At 70.5% G+C, this 20975-nt stretch carries 21 protein-coding genes and 1 pseudogene; 8 read left to right on the top strand and 14 right to left on the bottom strand.

Annotation, left to right across the window (positions count from 1 at the left end):
- Nucleotides 1-47 precede the first annotated feature (47 nt).
- The 3 genes from ACQPZZ_RS29530 to ACQPZZ_RS29520 all read left to right on the top strand — a co-directional run bounded on the left by ACQPZZ_RS29530 (nucleotide 48) and on the right by ACQPZZ_RS29520 (nucleotide 5103).
- Nucleotides 48-2129: a SpoIIE family protein phosphatase gene (locus tag ACQPZZ_RS29530; RefSeq protein WP_363643115.1), complete on the top strand. Its 2082-nt coding sequence runs from the start codon at nucleotides 48-50 to the stop codon at nucleotides 2127-2129.
- Between the two features lie 218 nt (nucleotides 2130-2347).
- A complete protein-coding gene (locus ACQPZZ_RS29525; RefSeq protein WP_432924436.1) occupies nucleotides 2348-4021 on the top strand; it encodes an RNA polymerase sigma factor in 1674 nt (557 codons plus the stop codon).
- 116 nt (nucleotides 4022-4137) lie between these two features.
- The gene (locus ACQPZZ_RS29520) at nucleotides 4138-5103 is read left to right on the top strand and encodes a hypothetical protein (RefSeq protein WP_432924434.1); all 966 of its coding nucleotides are present in this window, start codon (nucleotides 4138-4140) and stop codon (nucleotides 5101-5103) included.
- A 66-nt stretch (nucleotides 5104-5169) separates the two neighbouring features.
- Here ACQPZZ_RS29520 and ACQPZZ_RS29515 read toward each other — a convergent pair whose 3' ends face one another.
- Complete coding sequence (locus ACQPZZ_RS29515) at nucleotides 5170-5919, bottom strand: YaaA family protein (RefSeq protein WP_432924432.1); 750 nt, start codon at nucleotides 5917-5919, stop codon at nucleotides 5170-5172.
- A gap of 79 nt (nucleotides 5920-5998) precedes the next feature.
- Nucleotides 5999-8455, bottom strand: a complete 2457-nt coding sequence (gene aceE / locus ACQPZZ_RS29510) for a pyruvate dehydrogenase (acetyl-transferring), homodimeric type (RefSeq protein WP_432924430.1) — start codon at nucleotides 8453-8455, stop codon at nucleotides 5999-6001.
- A gap of 64 nt (nucleotides 8456-8519) precedes the next feature.
- Between aceE and ACQPZZ_RS29505 the strand changes: the two genes are divergently transcribed.
- Entirely contained in the window at nucleotides 8520-9161 is a 642-nt protein-coding gene (locus tag ACQPZZ_RS29505; protein ID WP_432924428.1) for a GntR family transcriptional regulator, read from the top strand.
- Here ACQPZZ_RS29505 and ACQPZZ_RS29500 read toward each other — a convergent pair.
- From ACQPZZ_RS29500 to ACQPZZ_RS29490, 3 genes are read right to left on the bottom strand one after another with little or no spacing between them, the layout of a single operon-like run.
- Complete coding sequence (locus ACQPZZ_RS29500) at nucleotides 9158-10078, bottom strand: carbohydrate ABC transporter permease (RefSeq protein WP_432924426.1); 921 nt, start codon at nucleotides 10076-10078, stop codon at nucleotides 9158-9160. The two genes, ACQPZZ_RS29505 and ACQPZZ_RS29500, sit on opposite strands and share 4 nt — an antisense overlap.
- A complete protein-coding gene (locus tag ACQPZZ_RS29495; protein WP_432924424.1) occupies nucleotides 10075-11007 on the bottom strand; it encodes a carbohydrate ABC transporter permease in 933 nt (310 codons plus the stop codon). Before ACQPZZ_RS29495 ends, ACQPZZ_RS29500 begins: the two co-directional genes overlap by 4 nt.
- Nucleotide 11008: 1 nt before the next feature.
- Entirely contained in the window at nucleotides 11009-11872 is an 864-nt protein-coding gene (locus tag ACQPZZ_RS29490) for an extracellular solute-binding protein (protein ID WP_432924422.1), read from the bottom strand.
- Between the two features lie 97 nt (nucleotides 11873-11969).
- Between ACQPZZ_RS29490 and ACQPZZ_RS29485 the strand changes: the two genes are divergently transcribed.
- Entirely contained in the window at nucleotides 11970-12701 is a 732-nt protein-coding gene (locus ACQPZZ_RS29485; RefSeq protein ID WP_432924420.1) for a GNAT family N-acetyltransferase, read from the top strand.
- Between the two features lie 104 nt (nucleotides 12702-12805).
- Here ACQPZZ_RS29485 and ACQPZZ_RS29480 read toward each other — a convergent pair whose 3' ends face one another.
- Nucleotides 12806-13036 carry a DUF7455 domain-containing protein gene (locus ACQPZZ_RS29480; RefSeq protein ID WP_432924418.1) on the bottom strand — a complete coding sequence of 77 codons (231 nt, stop codon included), beginning with the start codon at nucleotides 13034-13036 and terminating at the stop codon, nucleotides 12806-12808.
- Between the two features lie 246 nt (nucleotides 13037-13282).
- Between ACQPZZ_RS29480 and ACQPZZ_RS29475 the strand changes: the two genes are divergently transcribed.
- The gene (locus ACQPZZ_RS29475) at nucleotides 13283-15355 is read left to right on the top strand and encodes a DNA gyrase/topoisomerase IV subunit B (RefSeq protein WP_363643095.1); all 2073 of its coding nucleotides are present in this window, start codon (nucleotides 13283-13285) and stop codon (nucleotides 15353-15355) included.
- A 38-nt stretch (nucleotides 15356-15393) separates the two neighbouring features.
- On the opposite strand, the gene ACQPZZ_RS29470 is transcribed toward ACQPZZ_RS29475, so the two are convergent.
- From ACQPZZ_RS29470 to ACQPZZ_RS29450, 5 genes and pseudogenes are all read right to left on the bottom strand, one after another.
- Nucleotides 15394-15690, bottom strand: coding sequence for a hypothetical protein (locus tag ACQPZZ_RS29470; RefSeq protein ID WP_432924416.1), 297 nt, complete (start codon nucleotides 15688-15690; stop codon nucleotides 15394-15396).
- 210 nt (nucleotides 15691-15900) lie between these two features.
- Complete coding sequence (locus ACQPZZ_RS29465; protein ID WP_432924414.1) at nucleotides 15901-16395, bottom strand: beta-class carbonic anhydrase; 495 nt, start codon at nucleotides 16393-16395, stop codon at nucleotides 15901-15903.
- A gap of 113 nt (nucleotides 16396-16508) precedes the next feature.
- Nucleotides 16509-16829 carry a hypothetical protein gene (locus ACQPZZ_RS29460; protein ID WP_432924412.1) on the bottom strand — a complete coding sequence of 107 codons (321 nt, stop codon included), beginning with the start codon at nucleotides 16827-16829 and terminating at the stop codon, nucleotides 16509-16511.
- Nucleotides 16830-16845: 16 nt separating this feature from the next.
- Complete coding sequence (locus tag ACQPZZ_RS29455; protein WP_432924410.1) at nucleotides 16846-17856, bottom strand: SPFH domain-containing protein; 1011 nt, start codon at nucleotides 17854-17856, stop codon at nucleotides 16846-16848.
- Between the two features lie 173 nt (nucleotides 17857-18029).
- Nucleotides 18030-18407, bottom strand: a pseudogene (locus ACQPZZ_RS29450) (SDR family NAD(P)-dependent oxidoreductase); the annotation flags it as partial.
- Between ACQPZZ_RS29450 and ACQPZZ_RS29445 the strand changes: the two are divergent.
- Nucleotides 18406-18918, top strand: coding sequence for a TetR/AcrR family transcriptional regulator (locus ACQPZZ_RS29445; protein ID WP_432924408.1), 513 nt, complete (start codon nucleotides 18406-18408; stop codon nucleotides 18916-18918). The pseudogene ACQPZZ_RS29450 and the gene ACQPZZ_RS29445 overlap by 2 nt on opposite strands.
- 181 nt (nucleotides 18919-19099) lie before the next feature.
- Here ACQPZZ_RS29445 and ACQPZZ_RS29440 read toward each other — a convergent pair whose 3' ends face one another.
- Complete coding sequence (locus ACQPZZ_RS29440) at nucleotides 19100-19600, bottom strand: beta-class carbonic anhydrase (RefSeq protein ID WP_363643086.1); 501 nt, start codon at nucleotides 19598-19600, stop codon at nucleotides 19100-19102.
- 137 nt (nucleotides 19601-19737) lie between these two features.
- On the opposite strand from ACQPZZ_RS29440, the gene ACQPZZ_RS29435 reads away from it, so the two are divergent.
- A complete protein-coding gene (locus ACQPZZ_RS29435) occupies nucleotides 19738-20112 on the top strand; it encodes a VOC family protein (protein ID WP_363643084.1) in 375 nt (124 codons plus the stop codon).
- Between the two features lie 4 nt (nucleotides 20113-20116).
- Here ACQPZZ_RS29435 and ACQPZZ_RS29430 read toward each other — a convergent pair whose 3' ends face one another.
- The gene (locus ACQPZZ_RS29430) at nucleotides 20117-20398 is read right to left on the bottom strand and encodes a hypothetical protein (protein WP_432924406.1); all 282 of its coding nucleotides are present in this window, start codon (nucleotides 20396-20398) and stop codon (nucleotides 20117-20119) included.
- A gap of 2 nt (nucleotides 20399-20400) precedes the next feature.
- Nucleotides 20401-20961, bottom strand: coding sequence for a hypothetical protein (locus ACQPZZ_RS29425; RefSeq protein ID WP_432924404.1), 561 nt, complete (start codon nucleotides 20959-20961; stop codon nucleotides 20401-20403).
- Nucleotides 20962-20975 lie beyond the last annotated feature (14 nt).

Below are 20975 nucleotides of genomic sequence, written 5' to 3'. Positions count from 1 at the left end.
GAGATGTGCCTCGTGGGAGACGCTGGCACGCGACGGAGGTGCCGACCATGAGCGCCGAAACCTCCGTGCCCCGGCCCCGGGAGCCCGGTTTGGACATATCAGACTCCGACCTCTTCAGAGGCCTGATGTCGGAGGCGCCGTTTGCCTTCGCGTTTTTTGGCCCGAATGGGTGTTTTGTCAGGGTCAACTCCACCTTTACCGAGCTGACCGGCCATCCTGTCGAGTTGCATCTTGACCGCCAGCCTGCCGAGCTGTTGCCGGCCGACCTGACCACCCTGATCGAGGCGGCGCTGCGCCGGGTCGCCGACGAGGCGCTGCCGGTCACCGACCAGCGCATCAGGACCCGCGCCGAGAACGGCGACACCCGCCACTGGACGATGTCGTTCTTCCCGCTCCACGGCGACGACGGCGTCATCGGGACCGCGCTCTTCGGGGTGGACGTGACCCAGCGGCAGTCGAACGAGGAGCTGCTGGAGCGCAGCGAGGAACGCTACCGCTCGCTGGTGGAGTCGCAGCAGCAGCTCGTCTGGATCAGCTCGCCCAGCGGCACGGTGGTCGAGGACGCGCCCCAGTGGCGGGCCATCACCGGCCAGGGCCTGGAGGAGTACCTCGCGCACGGCTGGCTGGACGCGGTGCACCCCGACGACCGTCCGGGCACCGAGGAGGCGTGGCGCGAGGCGCTGCGCGGCCGGACGATGTTCGAGTGGAGCTACCGGGTGCGCACCCGGGCCAGCGGCTACCGGCACTTCGAGGTCCGGGCCGTGCCGATCATCAGGCACGGCCGCGTCGTGGAGTGGGTCGGAGCGAACACCGACGTCACGCCGCAGCGCGAGGCGGAGGAGATGCGCGGCCGCCTCACCGACCAGCTCGGCGCCGCCGCGCTGCGCACCGCCCGCCTGCAGGGCGCGACCGCCCAGCTCGCCGAGGCGCTCACCGTCGAGCAGGTGGTGCAGGTCATCATCGACGTCGGCCGCACGGCCCTCGCCGCCGACCACTCCTCCGTCGCCCTGCTCGACCAGGACCGGGGCACGCTGGATCTGATCAGCAGCGGCGGCATCCCGGACGCCCCGGGCGGGGAGATCGACCTCGCGCAGCCCAACGTGATGACGATGGCGGTCAACAGCCGGCGCCCGCTCTTCGCCGAGTCGCCCGACAGCCTGCGCGCCCAGCTCGTGGACGCCGGCGCCGACGAGGCGCGGATCTCCGAGTTCCTCGCGCAGACGGACGAGCGGGCCTGGGTGGGCCTGCCGCTGCTCGCGGCCGGGCGGGCGCTCGGCGCGTTGCGGTTCTCGTTCACGCGCACGCAGAAGATCTCGCAGGAGGACGGCGTCTTCCTGGAGGCGCTGGCCGGGCAGTGCGCCCTCGCGGTCGAGCGGGCCACGCTGTTCGAGCGCGAGCACAAGACGGCCGAGACGTTGCAGCGCAGCCTGCTGCCGGACCGCCTGCCGGTGGTGCGGGGGCTGATGCTGGCCCACCGCTTCCGCTCCGGCTCGCGCCACGTGCAGGTGGGCGGCGACTGGTACGACGCGTTCGTCCTGCAGGACGGCCGGGTGGCGGCCGTGGTGGGCGACGTCATGGGCAAGGGCGTCAAGGCCGCCGCCGGCATGGGCCGGATCCGCAACGCCATGCGGGCGCTCGCGCTGAACAACCCGCCCCCGGCGGCGGTGCTCACCGGGCTGGACCGCGTCTTCGAGGCGACCGAGGAGGAGGAGCAGGTCACCACCCTGGCGTACATGGTCGTCGAGCCCGGGACCGGGGAGGGCACGCTGGCCCTGGCCGGTCATCCGCCACCGCTGCTGGTCTCGCCGCAGGGTGTCGGGCTGCTGCACGAGACCGAGCCGGGCACTCCGCTCGGCTGGGCCACGAGCCGCAAGCAGTTCAGGTTCTGTGTGCCGCCGGGTCACACCGCCGTCCTGTACTCGGATGGTCTGGTGGAGAACCGCAAGCGTGGGCTGGACGCCGGGCTCAGGGAGCTTTCGTCCGTCGTGGCCGAAGCGCCCCCGGAGGTCCTGAACAGTCCGAATATGCTGCTCGATTTCCTGGTGGACCACATGCTGTCCGGGTATGAACAGGACGATGACGTAACGGTACTCGCGGTCCACGTTCCACCGGCCACGAAGAGTGACTGAATGAAACAGTCATAACGGTTGCAACCGGGTATCAGTGACCTCCTTCCGTACGCACTAGTGTCTCGGTCGGCCTAGGGTGGAGGAGCAACCGGCGGGACGCGGCCGTATCACGTGCCGTGGCGTGCCACAATGGCATGTCGCGGTCCGCGCGACCTCACCACCGGAAAAGAAGAAGCACCTGGGTCCATTCTCGCCATGCGTTCGTTCGAGAGGTGTTCGTGTCGCCTGCAAGTTCGACTCGCTCGAAGCCGTCGGAGCTGAACGAGCCAGTGATTCAGCAGCTCCTCGAGCGTGGGCGCTCGCAGGGTTTCCTCGAGTCCGAGGATGTCCGCAAGGCCTTCGAGGAAGCGGACATCCCGATGTCGCAAGCCGCTGGATTCCTGCGCAGCCTCAGCAAGGAGGGTGTGACCGTCGTGGTGACGGCCGCCGACTCCGCGGCTCCCAAGCGTTCTCGAGGTCAAGCCAAGCGCCGCACCACCGCGCCCGTCAAGAAGACCACCACCAAATCCGCAGCGGCCAAGGAGTCGCAGCCGGAGACCGTGACCGCCGTGGTGACCGACTCCGCGCCGGCCGCCAAGCCGGCGGCGAAGAAGCCCGCTCCGGCCAAGCCCGCTGCCGCCAAGGCTCCGGCCAAGCCCGCTCCGCCCAAGAAGGCCGCGCCTGCCAAGCCGGAGGCTCCCACCACGGGGCCCGAGGCCAAGGCGCCCAAGGCCGACTCGAAGCCGAAGTCCGCCGAACTCGCCGAGGACGACGAGGACATCGACCTCGAGGGTGACGTCGAGATCGAGGACTTCGACATCGAGGTCGAGGACGTCGAGATCGACGCCGAGGCGGAGACCGAAGAATCCGACGGCGACGCCGAGGCGGAGACCGAGGGCGAAGAGCCCAAGGCCGAGGCGCTCGCCCAGTCCGAGGACGAGGTGCTGATCCTCACCGACGACGACGATGACGCGCCCGTCGCCCAGGTGGCGGCGGCCGGCGCCACCGCCGACCCGGTGAAGGACTACCTCAAGCAGATCGGCAAGGTGCCGCTCCTCAACGCCGAGCAGGAGGTCGAGCTCGCCAAGCGGATCGAGGCCGGCCTGTTCGCCGAGGAGCAGCTCGCCCAGGAGACCGACGGCCTGCCCGTCGACGTCCGCGCCGAGCTGGAGTGGATCGCCGAGGACGGCCACCGTGCCAAGAACCACCTGCTGGAGGCCAACCTCCGTCTGGTGGTCTCGCTGGCCAAGCGGTACACCGGCCGCGGCATGCTGTTCCTGGACCTGATCCAGGAGGGCAACCTGGGCCTGATCCGTGCGGTCGAGAAGTTCGACTACACCAAGGGCTACAAGTTCTCCACGTACGCCACGTGGTGGATCCGGCAGGCGATCACCCGGGCCATGGCCGACCAGGCGCGGACCATCCGCATCCCGGTCCACATGGTCGAGGTGATCAACAAGCTGGCCCGCGTCCAGCGGCAGATGCTGCAGGACCTCGGCCGCGAGCCCACGCCGGAGGAGCTGGCGCGCGAGCTGGACATGACGCCCGAGAAGGTCATCGAGGTGCAGAAGTACGGCCGTGAGCCGATCTCCCTGCACACTCCGCTCGGTGAGGAGGGCGACAGCGAGTTCGGCGACCTCATCGAGGACTCCGAGGCGATCGTCCCGGCCGACGCCGTCAGCTTCACGCTGCTGCAGGAGCAGCTGCACTCCGTTCTCGACACGTTGTCGGAGCGGGAGGCGGGCGTGGTGTCGATGCGGTTCGGCCTCACCGACGGGCAGCCGAAGACCCTCGACGAGATCGGGAAGGTCTACGGCGTGACCCGCGAGCGGATCCGCCAGATCGAGTCCAAGACCATGTCGAAGCTGCGCCACCCCTCCAGGTCCCAGGTGCTGCGCGACTACCTGGACTGACGTACGGGTCCATCGTCCCCCGGCCACGCACCACGGCCGCGGGGACGATGACGTTTACACCCCCGTAACCTCGTGGTAGCGCTGCGGGCACGTTGACGCTCCTAGGCTCGCGCCTCATGGGAGTGATCGAAGTGGATCGGGCGCGTGCTCGGGGGCCACGAGTGATCCCGGACCGCCCCTGGGCGGACACCATGCTCGACGAGGCGGTCGAGGCCGCCCGCCGAGGCGACCTCAGACCGGGGGCGGCCGTCCTCGCGGACAGCAGGGGCGACCCGGAGATCCGATCGCTGCGGACGGAGGCGCTGTCACGCGCCGTCGTGGGGGCGAGCCGGGCGATCGAAGCGCTGCTCGCCCGCGACCAGGGCAATCCCGACCTGTGGCTGTGGCTCGGCCGGGCGCGCCTGGAGGAGGCATGGGAGCTGCGGCCCGACGTACGGGCCAGAGCGGTGCAGGCGGACCGGCTGCGGGTCTACCAGAGGGCGATGGAACAGGCCAGGCAGCCGCTGCTGACGGCGGCGACGCTCGCGCCGGGCGACCCGGTGCCCTGGGAGTGCCTGATGTGGCTGGCCATCGGGCTTGACCGGCCACGGGCCGACAAGGACGCGGTCTGGTACGAGTGCTCGCGCCGATGGCCGACGCTGTATTCGGGGGCGCTGGCCCGCCTGATCACGCTGTCTCCCGGCTGGGGCGGCACCGCGCAGGAGATGCTCGGCTTCGCCCGCTCGGCCGCCGCGCACGCCCCGGAGGGCAGCCCGCTCCCGGCGCTCGTGCCGCTGGCCCACTTCGAGATCGTCGCCGCCGACCGTATGCCGATGTCCCGTGGCGGCTGGTTCTCCTTCGAGGCCCAACGCGAGATCGTCTCGGCCGCCGGCCACTGGGCCGAGCGGCGCCTCGGCGGGGCGCACCCGCGCGCGATCGAGGCGCACAACGTCTTCGGCGCCGCCTTCTACCTGTCGGATCTGCGGCGTCCGGCGCGCGGGCATCTCGCCAGGACGGGCGGCCGCTTCAGCCGGTTGCCCTGGTCGCACCTCGGCGATCCGGGGCAGCAGTACCGCCGGGCCTGCGCCCGGCTCAATGTCTGAAACCGGTGGCCGTCGGAGCCGGGACGGTCCGGAGCGCGAGGTGCTCGCGGGTTTCGGACGCGGGATTCAGTCGTCCACGATCACGTCGAGGGTCCACGGCCGTCCCCGCCCGGCGGGCGCCGTCAGTTCCACCCGATGCCCGAGGCCGGTCAGCAGGCCGGCGAGGTCCGCGGCCGTGCGGGGCCGGTCGGGGGTCTCGACGAGCGAGCGGGCCACCATGCCCCGGGTGGCCTTCGCCATGTGGCTGACGACGGTCCGCTTCCCGGCCGCCTCCCTCAGCACCCGTACGGCCACGCCGCGCTCGCCGGGCTGCCAGGCGGCGGCGTACGTCGCGGACCGCATGTCCACCACGAGACCCTTCGTCGTGTCGAGCACCGCGGTGACGGACGGCCGCCAGAACGCGGCGAGGCCGCCCATCGGCGGCAGCCGTACGCCCATGGACAGCCGGTAGGGCGGCACGCGGTCGGACGGCCGCAGCAGGCCCCACAGCGCCGAGAACACGACGATCCTCCGGTCGGCCCGCCTCCGGGCCTCGGGGGAGAGGGTGGCCAGGCCCAGGTTGTCGTACAGCACGCCGGTGTAGAGGGCGGCGACGGGCAGCGTGCGCGCCGTGGGCAGCGCCAGGTTGCGCTCGATCTCGCCGGCCTGCCCGTCCGACAGGCCGAGCACGTCGCGCGCCTCGGACGTGTGGCAGAGCGACATGAGGGCGTCGAGGACCTTCTCACGCGGGGAGGCGAGTTCGGGGAAGCTGAGCCGGCGCACGGCGGAGGTGCCCCGGTCGGCCTTCCCTTCCGACGGCGGAAGCAGGATGAGCACGGTTCCGCAGCCTACTGTGCCCCTACCGGAGAGGCCCCGACCGGGGAGTTTCCCCGATCGGGGCGCCGCGGCCCGGCGCTCACTCCCGGCCGGTCTCCACCGCCTTGAGCACGGCCTCCGCGATCGAGCGCGGATCCACGCCGAAATGCCTGCGGACCGCCTCTCGGGTGCCCGACAGCCCGAACCCGTCGGTGCCGAGCGAGGTCCACGGCCGGTCGATCCACGGGCTGATCTGGTCCGGCACCGCGCGCATCCAGTCGCTGACCGCGACCACCGGACCCGTCGTCCCGGCCAGGGCCTGCCGGATGTACGGCACGCCCGTCGCGGTCAAGGCGTCGCGGCGCAGCTCGCTCCAGGAGGTGACCGACCACACGTCGACGCCGAGGCCGTACTCCTCCCGGAGCAGCCGCTGCGCCTCCAGCGCCCAGTGGATCGCGGTGCCGCTGGCCAGCAGGTGGGCCTGGCCGCCACCGTCGGAGTACCGGTAGATTCCCCGCAGGATGCCCTCCTCGACGCCCTCGGGCATGGCGGGCTGCGGCATCGGCTCGTTGTAGACGGTCAGGTAGTAGAACACGTCCTCCCCGCCGGGGCCGTACATGCGCCGCAGGCCCTCACGCACGATCGTCCCCACCTCGTAGGCGAAGGCGGGATCGTAGGCCAGGCACGCCGGGTTGGCGGAGGCGAGGAGCTGCGAGTGACCGTCCGCGTGCTGCAGGCCCTCCCCGGTCATCGTGGTCCGGCCCGCGGTGGCGCCGACGAGGAACCCCCGGCCGAGCTGGTCGGCCAGCGCCCACATCTGGTCGCCGGTGCGCTGCCAGCCGAACATCGAGTAGAAGATGTAGAAGGGGATCATTACTTCGCCGTGGGTGGCGTAGCTGGAGGCCGCGGCCGTGAACGACGCCATCGACCCGGCCTCGGTGATGCCCTCCAGCAGGATCTGCCCGTCGGACGCCTCCTTGTACGCCAGCAGCAGGTCCCGGTCGACGGACTCGTAGCGCTGGCCCAGGGGCGAGTAGATCTTGGCGGTGGGGAACAGCGACTCCATGCCGAACGTCCGGGCCTCGTCGGGCACGATCGGCACCCATCGGCGTCCGGTCTCCGGCTCCTTCATCAGGTCCTTGACCAGGCGGACGAAGGCCATCGTCGTCGCCACCGGCTGCTTCGAGCCCTTCTCCAGGGCCCGGAACGGCGCCTCGCCCGGGGCCGGCAGCGGGTGGTGGGAGACCGTGCGGCGGGGGACGGGCCCGCCCAGCTCGCGGCGCCGCTCGGCGGCGTACCGCGCCTCCGGCGAGTCCGGCCCGGGATGCAGGTACGGCGGCAGGTCGCCGTCGAGCGCCTCGTCCGGCACCGGCAGGCCGAGCCGGTCGCGCAGCGCGCGGAACTCGTCCTGGGTGAGCTTCTTCATCTGGTGGTTGGCGTTGCGGGCCTCGATCCCCGCACCGAGGGTCCAGCCCTTCACGGTCTGCACGAGGATCACCGTGGGCGCGCCGCGGTTGTCCAGGGCCCGGCGGTAGGCGGCGTAGACCTTCTGCGGCTCGTGGCCCGCTCGGGAATGGCCCACGATCCGCCGCAGGTCGTCGTCCGAGTGGGGCACGTCCAGCCCCTGGAACAGCCGCTCCCTGATGTAGGCGCCCGTCGAGGCGGCGAACGTCTGGAACTGCCCGTCCGGCACCTCGCCCAGCCGGGCCACCAGCTCGTCCGAGCCGAGCAGGCCGTCCCACTCCCGGCCCCACAGCGCCTTGACGACGTGCCAGCCCGCGCCCCTGAAGACGCTCTCGAGCTCCTGCACGATGCGGGTGTTGCCCCGCACCGGCCCGTCGAGCCGCTGCAGGTTGCAGTTGATCACGAACGTGAGGTTGTCGAGCCCCTCGCGGGCGGCCAGGGTGAGGGCGGCCGTGGACTCGGGCTCGTCCATCTCGCCGTCGCCGAGGAAGGCCCATACGTGGCTGTGCGAGGTGTCCTTGATGCCGCGGTTGTGCAGGTAGCGGTTGAACCTGGCCTGGTAGACCGCGTTGAGCGGGCCGAGGCCCATGGAGACGGTGGGGAACTGCCAGAAGTCCGGCATGGACCGCGGATGGGGGTACGACGGCAGCCCGCCCTCGGGCTCGCGCCTGAACAGGTCGAGCTGGGCTTCGCTCAGCCTGCCCTCGAGGAAGGCCCGGGCGTAGACGCCCGGGGAGGCGTGGCCCTGGAAGTAGACCTGGTCGCGGCCGGCGTGGAAGAAGTGGTTGAAGCCCACCTCGTACAGCCAGGCGGCCGAGGCGTAGGTCGCCAGGTGGCCGCCGAGCCCCAGCCGGCTCCCTCTGGTGATCATCGCCGCGGCGTTCCACCGGTCGTACGCGGCGATGCGCGCCTCCAGCTCCAGGTCACCCGGGTAGACGGGCTCCTCCGAGGTCGGCACGGTGTTGATGTAGCGGGTGGTCGTGGCCAGCCGCTTCAGCAGGTAGTCGACCCGTTCGGGGCCGGCTGCGCGGCGGACCGCCTCGAGGGATTCAAGCCATTCGGCGGTCTCCTGCGGATCCAGGTCTTCGTCCATGGATTCATTAAACACCCTATGATCGATCATCGGATGTATGCCCGTGCGGCCCTATCATCGGGTCGTGGAACACGTCGTGCGGTCGCCGCTTCGCGACCAGATCCGGCAGACCGTGCTCGACGGCCTGGCCGACGGCCGGTGGAAGCCCGGCGACCGCCTCGTCGAGCGGCGGATGGCGGCCGAGCTCGGGGTCAGCCAGGCCCCGGTGCGTGAGGCGCTGCGCGAACTGGAGGCGCTCAGGCTCATCGAGTCCGCGCCCAACCGAGGCGCGCGGGTCCGCAGGCTCACCAGGAGCGACCTCCGCGAGGTGTACCAGGTGCGGGCGGGCCTGGAGGAGACGGCCGTCCGGCTGGGCAGGCCGCGCGTGGAGGCGTTGCGTGCGCACGTCAGTCGCCTGCATGAGGCGGCTGCCACCGGTTCCCTGCGCGATCAGGTGCGGCACGGCGTCGCCTTCCACCGGGAGATCGTGAAAGCCTCGGGCAACGAGGTGCTGCTTGCGGTGTGGGAGTCGCTCGGCATCGAGGTGTGGACCCACCTGTCGATCCGCCTGTTCCGGATGTGCCCGCACGAGAACGCCGCCGACCACGAGCCCCTCGTGGAGGCGTTCGAGCGAAACGACCCCGAGGTGGGCGTCCTGCTGCGGGAGCACGTGCTCGGCTACGCCCCGACAGAGCCGGACACGGCCGAGCCCGGGGGAACGGGCTAGCCCTTCTGGCCGGTCGTGGCGATGCCGTGGACGAAGTAGCGCTGGCCGGCGAAGAAGACGACGACGAGCGGCAGCGTGGTGATCACGCTCGCGGCCAGGACGATCTCCCACTTGGGGTCGCCGCCCTGGTAGAACTGGTCCACCACGGCCTTGAGCCCGCGTGGCAGCGTGAACAGCGCGGGATCCTGCAGGTAGATCAGCGGCTTCAACAGGTCGAACCAGCTCGCCTTGAGCTCGAAGATGAACGCGATGATCAGGGCCGGGCGGCCGAGGGGCAGCGCGATCCGCCAGAACAGGTCGAGGTAGGACGCGCCGTCCACCCTGGCCGCCTCGAACACGTAGCGCGGGATGCCGAGGAAGAACTGGCGCAGCAGGAAGATGTAGAACGCCGACCCGAACAGGTTGCCCGCCCACAGCGGCACCTGCGTGCCGGTCAGGCCGACGGAGTTCCAGATCAGGTACGTCGGCACGAGCGTGACGGCCGCGGGGAGCATCATCGTGGCGAGCACGCTGCCGAACAGCACGCCGCGCCCGGGGAAGCGGAAGTAGGCGAACCCGAAGGCGACGAACGCGCTCGACACGGTCACGGTGAGGGCCGCCGTGACCCCCACGACGACCGTGTTGAACAGCCAGGCCGGCATCGGCGCGGCGTCCCACACGTTCGCGTAGTTCTCCGGGGCGAACGGGTGCGGCCAGGGCAGGAACGGGTCGGCGAACGTCCGGTCGCGCGGCTTGAGCGAGGCCACGACCAGCCACACGAACGGGTAGAGGAACACCGCCGCGGCGGCCGAGAGCATGATGAGGAAGAACGCCCTGCGGGTGCCCGCCGTGCCCGGGCGGTCGTCGCGCGCGGCCTCCCGCGCCCGCTCCGCCACGCCGGCGCCCCCCGGCGGCGTACGGCCCGCCGCCGCGGTCATCGCGTCCCTCCCGGAGGCCCGGCCTCGTAGTAGACGAAGCGTTTGCCGACCTGGACCTGCACGATCGTGATGACGCCGATGATCGCGAACAGCAGCCAGGCGAGCGCCGACGCGTAGCCCATGTGCAGGAACTGGAAACCCTGCTGGAAGAGATAGACGACGTAGAACAGGGCCGAGTCCCCGTAGGAGTGCTGGGCGGTCTGGTTGCCGAAGAACATCGTGTAGACCTGGTCGAACATCTGCAGCGCCGCGATCGTGTTGACGATCAGCACGAAGAACAGCGCGGAGCTGATCATCGGGAGTGTGACCGACCGGAACCGCTGCCAGGGGCCGGCGCCGTCGATCATCGCGGCCTCGTACAGGTCGCGCGGCACGTTGCGCAGCGCCGCGAACAAGATGATCGTGGTCGAACCGAGGTTCCACAGCGACATGAGCACGATGCCGGGCTTGACCCACGCGGGGTCGGTCGTCCACTGCGGCCCGCTCGCGCCGAAGAGCCCGAGGAACTGGTTGACCAGCCCCGCCTGGCCGTTCAGCAGGAACAGGAACAGCACGCCCACCGCGACGTACGGCGTCATGGACGGCAGGTAGAACGCCGTGCGGAAGAATCCGGCGGCCCGGCCGGTGACGCGGTTGAGCATGAGCGCCAGCACCAGTGAGATCACCAGCGCCAGCGGCACGTGCAGGACCGTGTAGAAGGCCGTGTTGCCGATCGCCCTGGCGACCTTCGGGTCCTCCAGCATCGCGGCGTAGTTGCCGAGGCCGGCGAACTTCGGCGTGGAGATCAGGTCGTAGTCGGTCAGCGAGAGCACGAGGCTCGCGACCATGGGCCCGGCCTGGAACACCACCAGGCCGATCAGCCACGGCAGCAGGAACACGTAGGCCCAGCGGGCCTCGTGGCGGGCCAGTCCGGAAAGCGGGCGGGCCACGTCAGCCCGCCGCGGCCCGGAGGGCCTTGGCGGCCCCGATCTGGTCCTCGGCGATCGGGTTCTTCTCGCCGAAGTAGTCGAAGGTGTCGGTGAACGCCTTGAGCTTGGTCCAGCCGCCCTGGTCGTCGAGCAGTCCGTTGGCGTAGTCGAGCGCCTCCGCGACCTTCGGATCGTCGAGACGGGAGGTCTTCCCGTCCGCGGACAGCAGGTCGGCCCCGTTGGCCTTGGCCCACAGGGGGAGGAACTCCGGCAGCTTGGGATAGAAGCCGAAACGCTCGATCCTGCCGCCGGAGACCTTGTTCATCTTTCCGGCCAGGGCGGCCAGGGCGTCCCAGTCGGAGGTGTCGATGCTCGCCGGGTCCACCCCGGCGTCCTTGGCGGCCTTGTCGTTCACCAGCAGGATGATCGAGGTGTAGAACTCCGGCACGCCGTACCACCTGCCGTTCAGCTTCACCTGCTGCTGTGCGGCGGGGTAGAAGTCGGACATCGCAATGCCCTCCTTGGCCACGCAGTCGTCCAACGGCTGGATCGCGCCTCTGGCGGCGTACGTGCCGATCAGCTGGCGGTCCAGGTAGACGACGTCCGGCGGGTTGCCGCTCGCCACCGCCGACAGGAACGCCTGCTCGTCGAACTGGCCCTGGTTGACGGTGAGCCTCACCTCGGGATGGGCCCTTTTGAAGGCGTCCGCCCGGGTTGTGGCGATCTCGTCGGGGAAGCCGAAGCCCATGGTGGTCAGGGCGGAACCACCGCCCGCCGACGCGCCGCCCGCGGCTCCCACGCCGCCGCACGCGGACAGGGGCAACACCGCTGCCAGGGCTCCTGCGGGCACGACCATGCCGGTACGGTTCCTGCGCGAGGGGGACACCGCCGCTCCTTTGAGGGGGTCCGAGGAATCGAAGGCACCCACTGCCCGGGACGCAAGATCCAAACCCGAGCAGTGCAGGTCAACTAGGCTGCGGCGGGTGAGTGAGAGAATCGCACAGTTCGACCTGCTGGTGGATGAGGCATGGCCGGCGCCGGGGCGGGCCGAGGACGGCGGCTGGGTCTACCGGCACGCGGGCGGCGTGACGAAACGGGCCAACTCGGTGCTGCCGCTGGGAGAGTGCGCGGACCTGCCGGAGGCGGTCGACCGGGCCGAGCGCTTCTACGCGGGCATCGGACAGCCCTGCGTGTTCTCGGTCGGCATGGGCGCGACGCCGGGACTCGACGACGAACTCGGCCGCCGGGGCTACCGGCTCGCGGATCCCACTTTGGTGATGACCAGGCCGCTCACCGGCGATGAGCCTGCCGCCGATGCGGCGGTGGAGGACAGGCCGTCGCAACGGTGGCTGCGCACCTGGTGGAGCGTGGACGGCGGGCGTCACGCGGACACCGGAGAGGTTCCGGCGCGGGTGTGGGGCGAGCGGATCCTCGCCGGGGTGCCCGCGGGGTACGTCCTCCGTGAGGAGGGCGCCGTGGGAAGAGGCGTGCCGCAGGGACGGTGGCTGGGGATCTACTGCATGGCGGTCGAGCCGCACGCCAGACGGCGCGGTCTTGGTGCGGCCGTCCTGCGCACCCTGCTCGCCTGGGGACGGCGGGGCGGCGCCGACAGCGCGTACCTGGTGGTGACAGAGGCCAACGCCGGCGCCCGCGCACTCTACGAGCGGGAGGGCTTCACCGTCGCCGGCCGCTATCACTACCGTGTGCGGCCCTGACGGCGCCACCGCCGGGGAGGCGGCGCGCCGGCTCGGGCCGGTTCTCTATGGCGGCGGCGTGCGGAGCGGACATCGTCGTCCGGCTCCGGCACGCCGCCAAAGGGTCAGCGCTCGCTGTCAGGGGCGGTCGCGGGGGATTCACTGAGTCGGGCCGACTCGTCCTGGATCTCAGCACCTTTGTCGCGCAGCACAGTCACGTGCTGACGCCCGTGGTGGGCGCAGAACAGCAACTCCCCACCCACGGGCAGGGTCGCGCGGATGTAGGCCTGAGCACCGCACCGGTCACACCGGTCCAGGGCCGTCAGCGGCTTGATGGGGGCGAGAGCTCCAGTCACGTATCGCCTTTCGGGTCGCCCCACGATCGTGGGGACGTTGGCGTCAGTCACTTGGGACAACATCTAACCGGATGAGGGCCTTCCCAATCATGCTGCGACTACGCCCAGAGCAGAATGATCCGGAAAGTGACCGGGATCACATCGAAAGTGCCGGTCATCATGCTGCGCCTGGCAAGCTTGTACGCGTAGAAACATGAGTGACGTTAAGCTGCGTACGCGTGTTCGATTGATAAGTAGGAGCTGGGTGTGACTGCGGTTCGCGCGGAGACGGGATACACCGCCCGTCACCTCTCTGTGCTCGAAGGCCTGGAGGCCGTCCGCAAGCGCCCGGGCATGTACATCGGCTCCACGGATACGCGTGGCCTCATGCACTGCCTGTGGGAGATCGTGGACAACGCGGTCGACGAGGCGCTCGCGGGCTACTGCACGCGGATCGAGGTCGAGCTGCACGCGGACGGCTCGATCGAGGTGCGCGACAACGGGCGCGGCATCCCCGTCGACATCGAGCCCAAGAGCGGCCTGGCCGGAGTCGAGCTCGTCTACACGAAGCTCCACGCGGGCGGCAAGTTCGGCGGCGGCTCCTACGGCGCATCGGGTGGCCTGCACGGCGTCGGCGCCTCGGTGGTCAACGCGCTGTCCTCCCGGGTCGACGTGGAGGTCGACCGCGACGGCAAGGTCCACCAGATCAGCTTCCGCCGGGGCGTGCCCGGCGTGTTCGACGGCGAAGGACCGGGCGCCAAGTTCCGCAAGAAGTCGGGCCTGCGCGACGGCGGCCCGGCCCCGCGCGACCTCACCGGCACCCGCGTGCGTTTCTGGGCCGACCGGCAGATCTTCCTGCCCGAGGCGGAGGTCTCGCTCGACGAGATCCACGTGCGGCTGCGCCAGACGGCCTTCCTGGTGCCGGGACTCACGCTCGTGGTGCGCGACGTCCGCGGCGAGGAGCCGGTCGAGGAGACGTTCCGCTTCGACGGCGGCATCGGCGAGTTCACCGAGTTCCTGTCCCGTGACGAGGCCGTGTGCGAGGTGCTGCGGCTGCAGGGTGAGGGCCACTTCCACGAGACGGTCCCCGTGCTCGACGAGCAGGGCCACATGACGCCGACGGAGATCGAGCGTGAGCTCACGGTCGACGTCGCGGTCCGCTGGGGGAAGGGCTACGAGACGACCGTACGCTCCTTCGTGAACGTGATCGCCACGCCGAAGGGCGGCACCCACGTCGCCGGCTTCGAGCGGGCGCTGGTCCGCACGGTCAACGAGCAGCTCAGGGAGACCCGGCTGCTGAAGAACGGCGACGAGCCGGTGACCAAGGAGGACATCCTCGAAGGGCTCACCGCGGTGGTCACCGTGCGGGTTCCCGAGCCGCAGTTCGAGGGGCAGACCAAGGAGGTGCTCGGCACCTCGGCGGCCAGCCGTATCGTCGCCCACGTGGTCAGCCGGGAGCTCAAGGCGCTGTTCGCCAATCCCAAGCGGGCGCAGAAGCAGCAGCTGCGCGCGGTGCTCGAGAAGATCGTCGCCGCCGCCAAGGCCCGCATCGCCGCCCGCGAGCACCGCGACAACCAGCGGCGCAAGTCCGCCCTGGAGAACTCGGCGCTGCCCGCCAAGCTGGTCGACTGCCGCAGCGACGACGTCGACCGCAGCGAGCTGTTCATCGTGGAGGGCGACTCCGCGCTGGGCACGGCCAAGCTCGCCCGCGACTCGGAGTTCCAGGCGCTGCTGCCGATCCGGGGCAAGATCCTGAACGTGCAGAAGGCGTCGGTCGCCGACATGCTCAAGAACGCCGAATGCGCCGCGATCATCCAGGTGGTGGGCGCCGGGTCCGGCCGCTCCTTCGACATCGAGGCGGCCCGCTACGGCAAGATCATCTTAATGGCCGACGCGGACGTGGACGGCGCGCACATCCGCTGCCTGCTGCTCACGCTCCTCCATCGCTACATGAAGCCGATGGTCGAGGCCGGACGGGTGTTCGCCGCCGTGCCGCCGCTGCACCGCATCGAGGTCACCAACCCCGGGCGTGGCAAGGACAAGTACATCTACACCTACAGCGACGCCGAGCTGCACAAGGTCCTGCGCGACCTGGAGCGGCGCGGTAAGCGCTGGAAGGACCCCGTGCAGCGTTACAAGGGCCTCGGCGAGATGGACGCCGACCAGCTCGCCGAGACGACCATGGACCCCCGTCACCGTGTCCTGCGCCGCGTCAAGATCGAGGACGTGGAGGAGGCCGAGCACATCTTCAGCCTCCTCATGGGCAGCGACGTCGGCCCGCGCCGCGAGTTCATCATCGGCAGCGCCGCCGAGGTGGACCGCGACCACATCGACGCCTGACCGGTGCCCCGGGCGGGCGCCGGCTCACCGTCGTGAGCTCAGCAGTCCTGGCCGGAGAGGAAGTCGATGACCTCCGGGTGGAAGTTCACCGTCCGGCAGGCGTAGGTCCCGGACGGGATGGCGACCGTCCCGCCGCCGACGGTGCCGGTGGTGCTCGGCCCCGTGCAGCCGCTTGCGAGGATGACGTAGCCGACTATGTCGGATAGAAAGTTCCGGCTGCCGCTCGTGCAGGTGTAGGTGGCGGCACCCTGCGCCGCGGCGGGAGCGGCGGTGACGGCGCTCGCCAGGACGACTGCGGCGCAGATCGTGGACACGCGCGTGACCAGAGCCTTCATGGGGGCGTCCTTCCGGGGGGATGCGCGGACGCATGCCTTCCTACCCGGACAACCCTGGCCCGATCTGGCGGGCGGCGTCCGGAAGCGGCCAGTTTCCGAACGCGGCCAGCCGAATGTGATCAGTCGAAATGTGATCAGTCGAATGCGGCCGGTATCCGAACGCCGCCGGGGGTGGCCCGGGCTGCGCGAGGTATGACGGCGGGGGCCCGGTCAGGGCTTGACCTCGCGCAGGCGTCCGGTCTCGACCTCGTAGACGAAGCCCCGCACCGAGTCCTTGTGCGGGATGAACGGGTCGGCCTTGATGCGGTTGAGCGACTGGACGACGTCCGCGTCGAGATCGGAGAAGGCCTCGGCGGCCCAGTCGGGCTTGATCCCGACCTCCGTTTCGATGTCCCGGCGGAAGCCGTCGTCGGTGAAGGTCAGCATCCCGCAGTCGGTGTGGTGGATGAGGATGATCTCCCGGGTGCCGAGCAGGCGCTGGCTGATCGCCAGGCTGCGCCGCTCGTCGGCGGTCACCACGCCGCCGGCGTTGCGGATCACGTGAGCGTCGCCCTCGTTCAGCCCGAGCAGGCCGTACACGTTCAGCCGGGCGTCCATGCAGGCGAGGACGGCCACACCGCGCGCCGGAGGCAGCGGCAGGTGCCCCTTGTCGAAGGCCGCGGCGTATCGCTCGGCGTTCGCGAGGAGATCGTCGGTGACGCTCATGTGGTGCCCTTTCGGATCGCGGGAATCGCTGGCCCCACTGTTGCCGGTTATTCCTACCAAGTCAATAGGTAAGTGACCGTCCGTGAAAGAGAGATTCCCGATGGTCACCGGGCTCAGCCGGACTCGATCTCCAGCGTGCTGACCCGGTTGCGGGCCTCGAGCATGCCCTCACGGTAGAGATCGTCCCAGTTGGGATCGTCGTCCCGGATGGCCCTGACCGTCTGCCGGGTCACCTCCACCGGCCCGTTGCGGCCGGGGGCGACCTTCCGTACGACGATCAGGGTCCAGCCGTTCTCCATGACCGTGTCGGCCTCCCAGCGGGCCCCGCCCGTGGTTCGCCCGGACGCCGGCTTCGCGCCGCGTGCGAGTGTCACGAGCAGATACACGAGCACGGCGATGACGATGAGCGTCATCGGAAGGGCGAGCAGGCGCATCGGGGTTCCCGGCTCCCTACTTGGTGGGCAGAGCGACGCCTCCAGTATTGCCCGGCGCGTAGACCGTGATGCCCTGGGGCAGAGCCTTGAGCTTCTCGATCTCCGCACAGGTGGGGCACCTGTTGTAGCCGTCCTGCCGGGCCTTGTTGGCATCCGCCTCGGCGCGCGCCTGGGCGACCTTCGCCTGCGCCTCGGTGACCTTCGCGAACGCGGCCTGCGCCTGGTTGACCGCCTCCTGCACCTCGGTGGGCAGGGTCACCCGGGAGAGGTTGAAGTGGATGCCGGTGAGGTAGTCGGCGCCGAGGGTCGACTTGAGGTCCTCGGCCAGGCTCGTGTTCACCGCCTCCTGGATCTTGGCGATGTTGCCGTTGTTGCCCTGCTGCGGCGCGCCCGCGTTCTGCTGGCCGCCGCTGTTGTTCTGCACGAGGGCGCAGGAGGAGACCAGCTCCGCGCAGCGGAAGTTGTTGATCTGGGCGCGCAGGTCGTTGTCGATCACCGGCCGGATGATCTGGTCGAGGAAGGCGGACCAGCCGTCGTCGCCCTCGTAGGGATAGTAGGTCTTGCCGCCGGTGTCGCGGAACTTGCGCGTGCCGAACTTGTCGTCGAACGACTTCAGCGTCGCGTGGTCGAGGTTGAGGCCGAAGTACAGCGTGCCTTCGATGCCCATGTTGACGCCGTCGCTGCTCGGCACGTTCACCACGTCGACGCCGGCCCTCTCGCCGTGGCCGGCGTTCGAGGTGATCGTGTAATACCGCTGCTGGGCCGGGTAACGGTGGATCTGCGACCACCAGCCGATCCAGGTGACTCCCGAACCGGGGTCGATGACCTGGCGGACCTTGTTGTCGTCGAGCGGGCCGCCGTCGCGGACGACCGCCACCTCGCCGCCGCTGGTGCGCTCGAACCCGCTGAACGCGCCGATGAGGGCCGGCGCCCCGGCGACGATGAGCACGAGGATCGCCACGATGGCGATGCCCCGGTAGGACCGGCGCGACGTGCCGCCGGAGGTAGCGGGGGAAGAGCGGGGCATACGGGCTCCTTGTGGGGGCGCGGAACCGGTGGCGGTACCGGGAAAAAAATCACATGTCGTCGGCAGGACAACGTAGCAGCCCGGCGCCCCGGTTCCTGGCCGGCGGCCGCGACGACGTCAGCGAAGAACGCCGTCTCCACCGGTCCGGGCGTCACGGCGAGCACCTTCACGCCGCTGCCGCGCAGTTCGCTCCACAGCGCGAGGCTGAAGTTGAGCACGAAGGTCTTCGACGAGCCGTAGGTGGCGAAATACGGGGTGATGCTGAAGCCGGCCGTGGATCCTACGTTGATCACCCCGCCGGCGCCCCGCGCGAGCATCCCGGGCACGAACGCGTGGGTCAGTCCCACCAGCGCGACGACGTTGACCATGAGCTCCTGGTGCTCGCGTTCAGGGGCGATCCGGGCGAAGTGGCCGGCCGTGCCGAAGCCCGCGTTGTTCACGAGCAGGTCCACGGTGAGTTCGCGGGCGGCGACCTCCTCGGCGACCCGGGTGGCCGCGTCGGGGGCGGACAGGTCCTGGACGAGCACCTCGGCCCGCACGCCACGCAGCATGCGAGCGATCATGACGGCGGCGGAAGAGGTGCTGAGCGGTAACCCGCTGGCCACGATGGAGCAGGTCGCCGAGGCGGCGGGCGTGGCCAGGGCGACCGTGCACCGCAGGTTCGCCAGCCGTGAGGCGCTGATCGAGGCCATGGAGGTGGCCGCGTGGCGGGAGATCCAGGAGGCGGTGCTCGCCGCGCGTCCGCACACCGCTCCTGCACTGGTGGCGCTGCACCGGGCCACCGCCACCATCGTGCAGATCAAGCTCGGCTGGCGATTCACGCTCGCCCACGAGTTGCCGCTCAGCGAGGAGGCCCAGGCCGTGCAGGCCGAGGTGATGGAGGCGTGCGAGGCGGTCTTCGTCAAGCTGCTGGGCCCCGACGCCGACATCGTGTGGGCCAGGCAGGTCTACCTCGCGCTGCTGGGGGAGGCCGCGCACGCCGCGCCCTCCGGCTCCGATCCCGACGCGCTGGCCACGAAGGTGATCGACACCCTCATGCATGGCGTCTTGGGTCGTACCTGACGGTCCTGGCGGTTGCCCGGCGACGGCATCGCCGGGCGAGCGTCGCCGAAGGCGATCCGCTGCCGCGAGCGCCCCGCACGGCGGGGCCGCGACCGCCGGCCGGGGGACGGAGACCCCGGAGAAGGCGCCCCGCCCGTCCCGTACGGCAGGCCCGGAGCCCGCCGTACGGGACGGAAGGGAATCAGAGTTCGACGGCCTGGAGCCGTCCCGTATGCACGTCGTACAGCGCGCCGCCCACGACGAGGTCGCCGGGGAGATAGGGGCTGGACTTGATGCGGGTGATGTCGTGCAGCAGTGCGGCCCGCTGGTCGGGGACCGTCTGGAACTCCAGGCTGCGGGTGTCGACGCCGTACTCCGCGGCGATGAGGTTGTGGACGTCCTCGTCGGTGGACTTGGACATCCGGCAGTCGGTGTGCGGCATCACCAGCACGCGGTCGACGCCGAGCAGGTAGACGGCGAGGACGAGCGTGCGCAGGACGTCGTCGGTCACCCGGGCGCCGGCGTTGCGCAGAATCTTCGCGTCGCCGGCGGTCAGACCGAGCAGGCCGAGGGGGTCGATGCGGGAGTCCATGCACGTCACCACGGCGAGCCCACGTGCGGCCCGGCCGCTCAGGCCGGAGTGAGTGAACGAGGTCGCGTACTTCTCGTTGGCGGCAAGCAGATCGTCGAAGGCACCGGTCATGTCAGAGATGTTGCCCGATGCGCTTTCGCCGGCCACCGCGGGGGGTGGTTTTCCTTCTATCCCGGGGGAGTGGCTTCCGGTAAGACACCAGTATAAGGTTTTTGCTGGTGTTGTACTCGAAGAGAGAGAGGTCACCTGTGAGCGGTGTCGCGCGCATGCACTCGGTCGTGCTCGACTGCCCGGAGCCGAAGGTCCTCGCGGACTTCTACGCCGGGCTGCTCGGCTGGAAGGTCGCCCACGAGGAGGAGGACTGGATCACCCTCGCCGGGGACGACCAGACCCGCCTCGCCTTCCAGCGGGTCGCCGAGTTCGTGCCCCCGGTCTGGCCGTCCGCCGAGCATCCGCAGCAGTTTCACCTCGACCTGGTCGTGGACGACATGGCCGAGGCGGAGAAACAGGCGCTCGCCCTGGGCGCCGTCAAGCATGAGCACCAGCCCGGCGAGGGAATCGGCTGGGCGGTCTTCCTCGACCCCGTGGGCCACCCGTTCTGCCTGTGCGTCTCGTCGGGCTGACCCCTCAGCCGGGCGCGTCGGAGGCGGCCTTCTCCCGTGGCGTACGCGCCAGGCGCCGCAGGACGAGAAGGCCGCCGATCCCCGGCAGCCAGGCCAGGACCTTGCCGGCGAGGTCGCCGTCGCGGGCGGCGGCCACGACGACCACCAGGTACGCGCAGCCGTGCAGGGGGCCGGCGAGCGAGGAGACGGGCGCCAGGTGCACGGTGGACAGATTGGCCAGGAGGACGGCCAGGGATCCCAGTTCGACGGCGGAGGCGACGCGCAGCGCGGAATGAGGGCGCGACATGGTCAGACTCCCGTGGTCGAGCCGGGGCGGACGATCATCAGGACCGTGACGGCGGCCCACAGCACGTTGAAGACGCCGGTCAGCATGGCCAGTCGCGCCACCCCGCGATCGCCGGCCGGCGCCGGGTCCCCGGCGGTGAGCCGGGCGAGGACGGCGTCCTGACGCGGCAGGACCGCAAGGGCCAGGATCGCGGCCGCCGCGGCGGTGAGCAGGATGGACGCGATCACCCACGCGTCGCGCAGCACGCCGAGGCCGCTCGCCGTGGCGAACCCGAACACCGGTACGGCCAGGCCCGCGACGGCGTAGACACGGCAGACGCGGTGCAGAACGCGGAGCGCGGGCAGACCGCCGATCCGCGTGTCCTGCTCCGCCGTGCCCCGGCCGGTCGCGCTCCGCTCCGCCGTGTCCATGTCCGTCGAGCCCCGGTCCGTCGAGCCCCGGTCCGTCGAGCCCCGGTCCGTCGAGCGACGTGCGGCGGCGGGGAACATGCTCGCGGCCACGGCGACCGGGCCGATCGCGAGGATCGCGGCGAGGACGTGCACGGCAAGGAAGAGCTTGGTCATCGTGCGCGGTCTCC

Source organism: Microbispora sp. CA-135349, from assembly GCF_050947365.1.
Classification (GTDB): Bacteria; Actinomycetota; Actinomycetes; order Streptosporangiales; family Streptosporangiaceae; genus Microbispora.
This window is presented reverse-complemented; position numbering and strand designations above follow the sequence as displayed.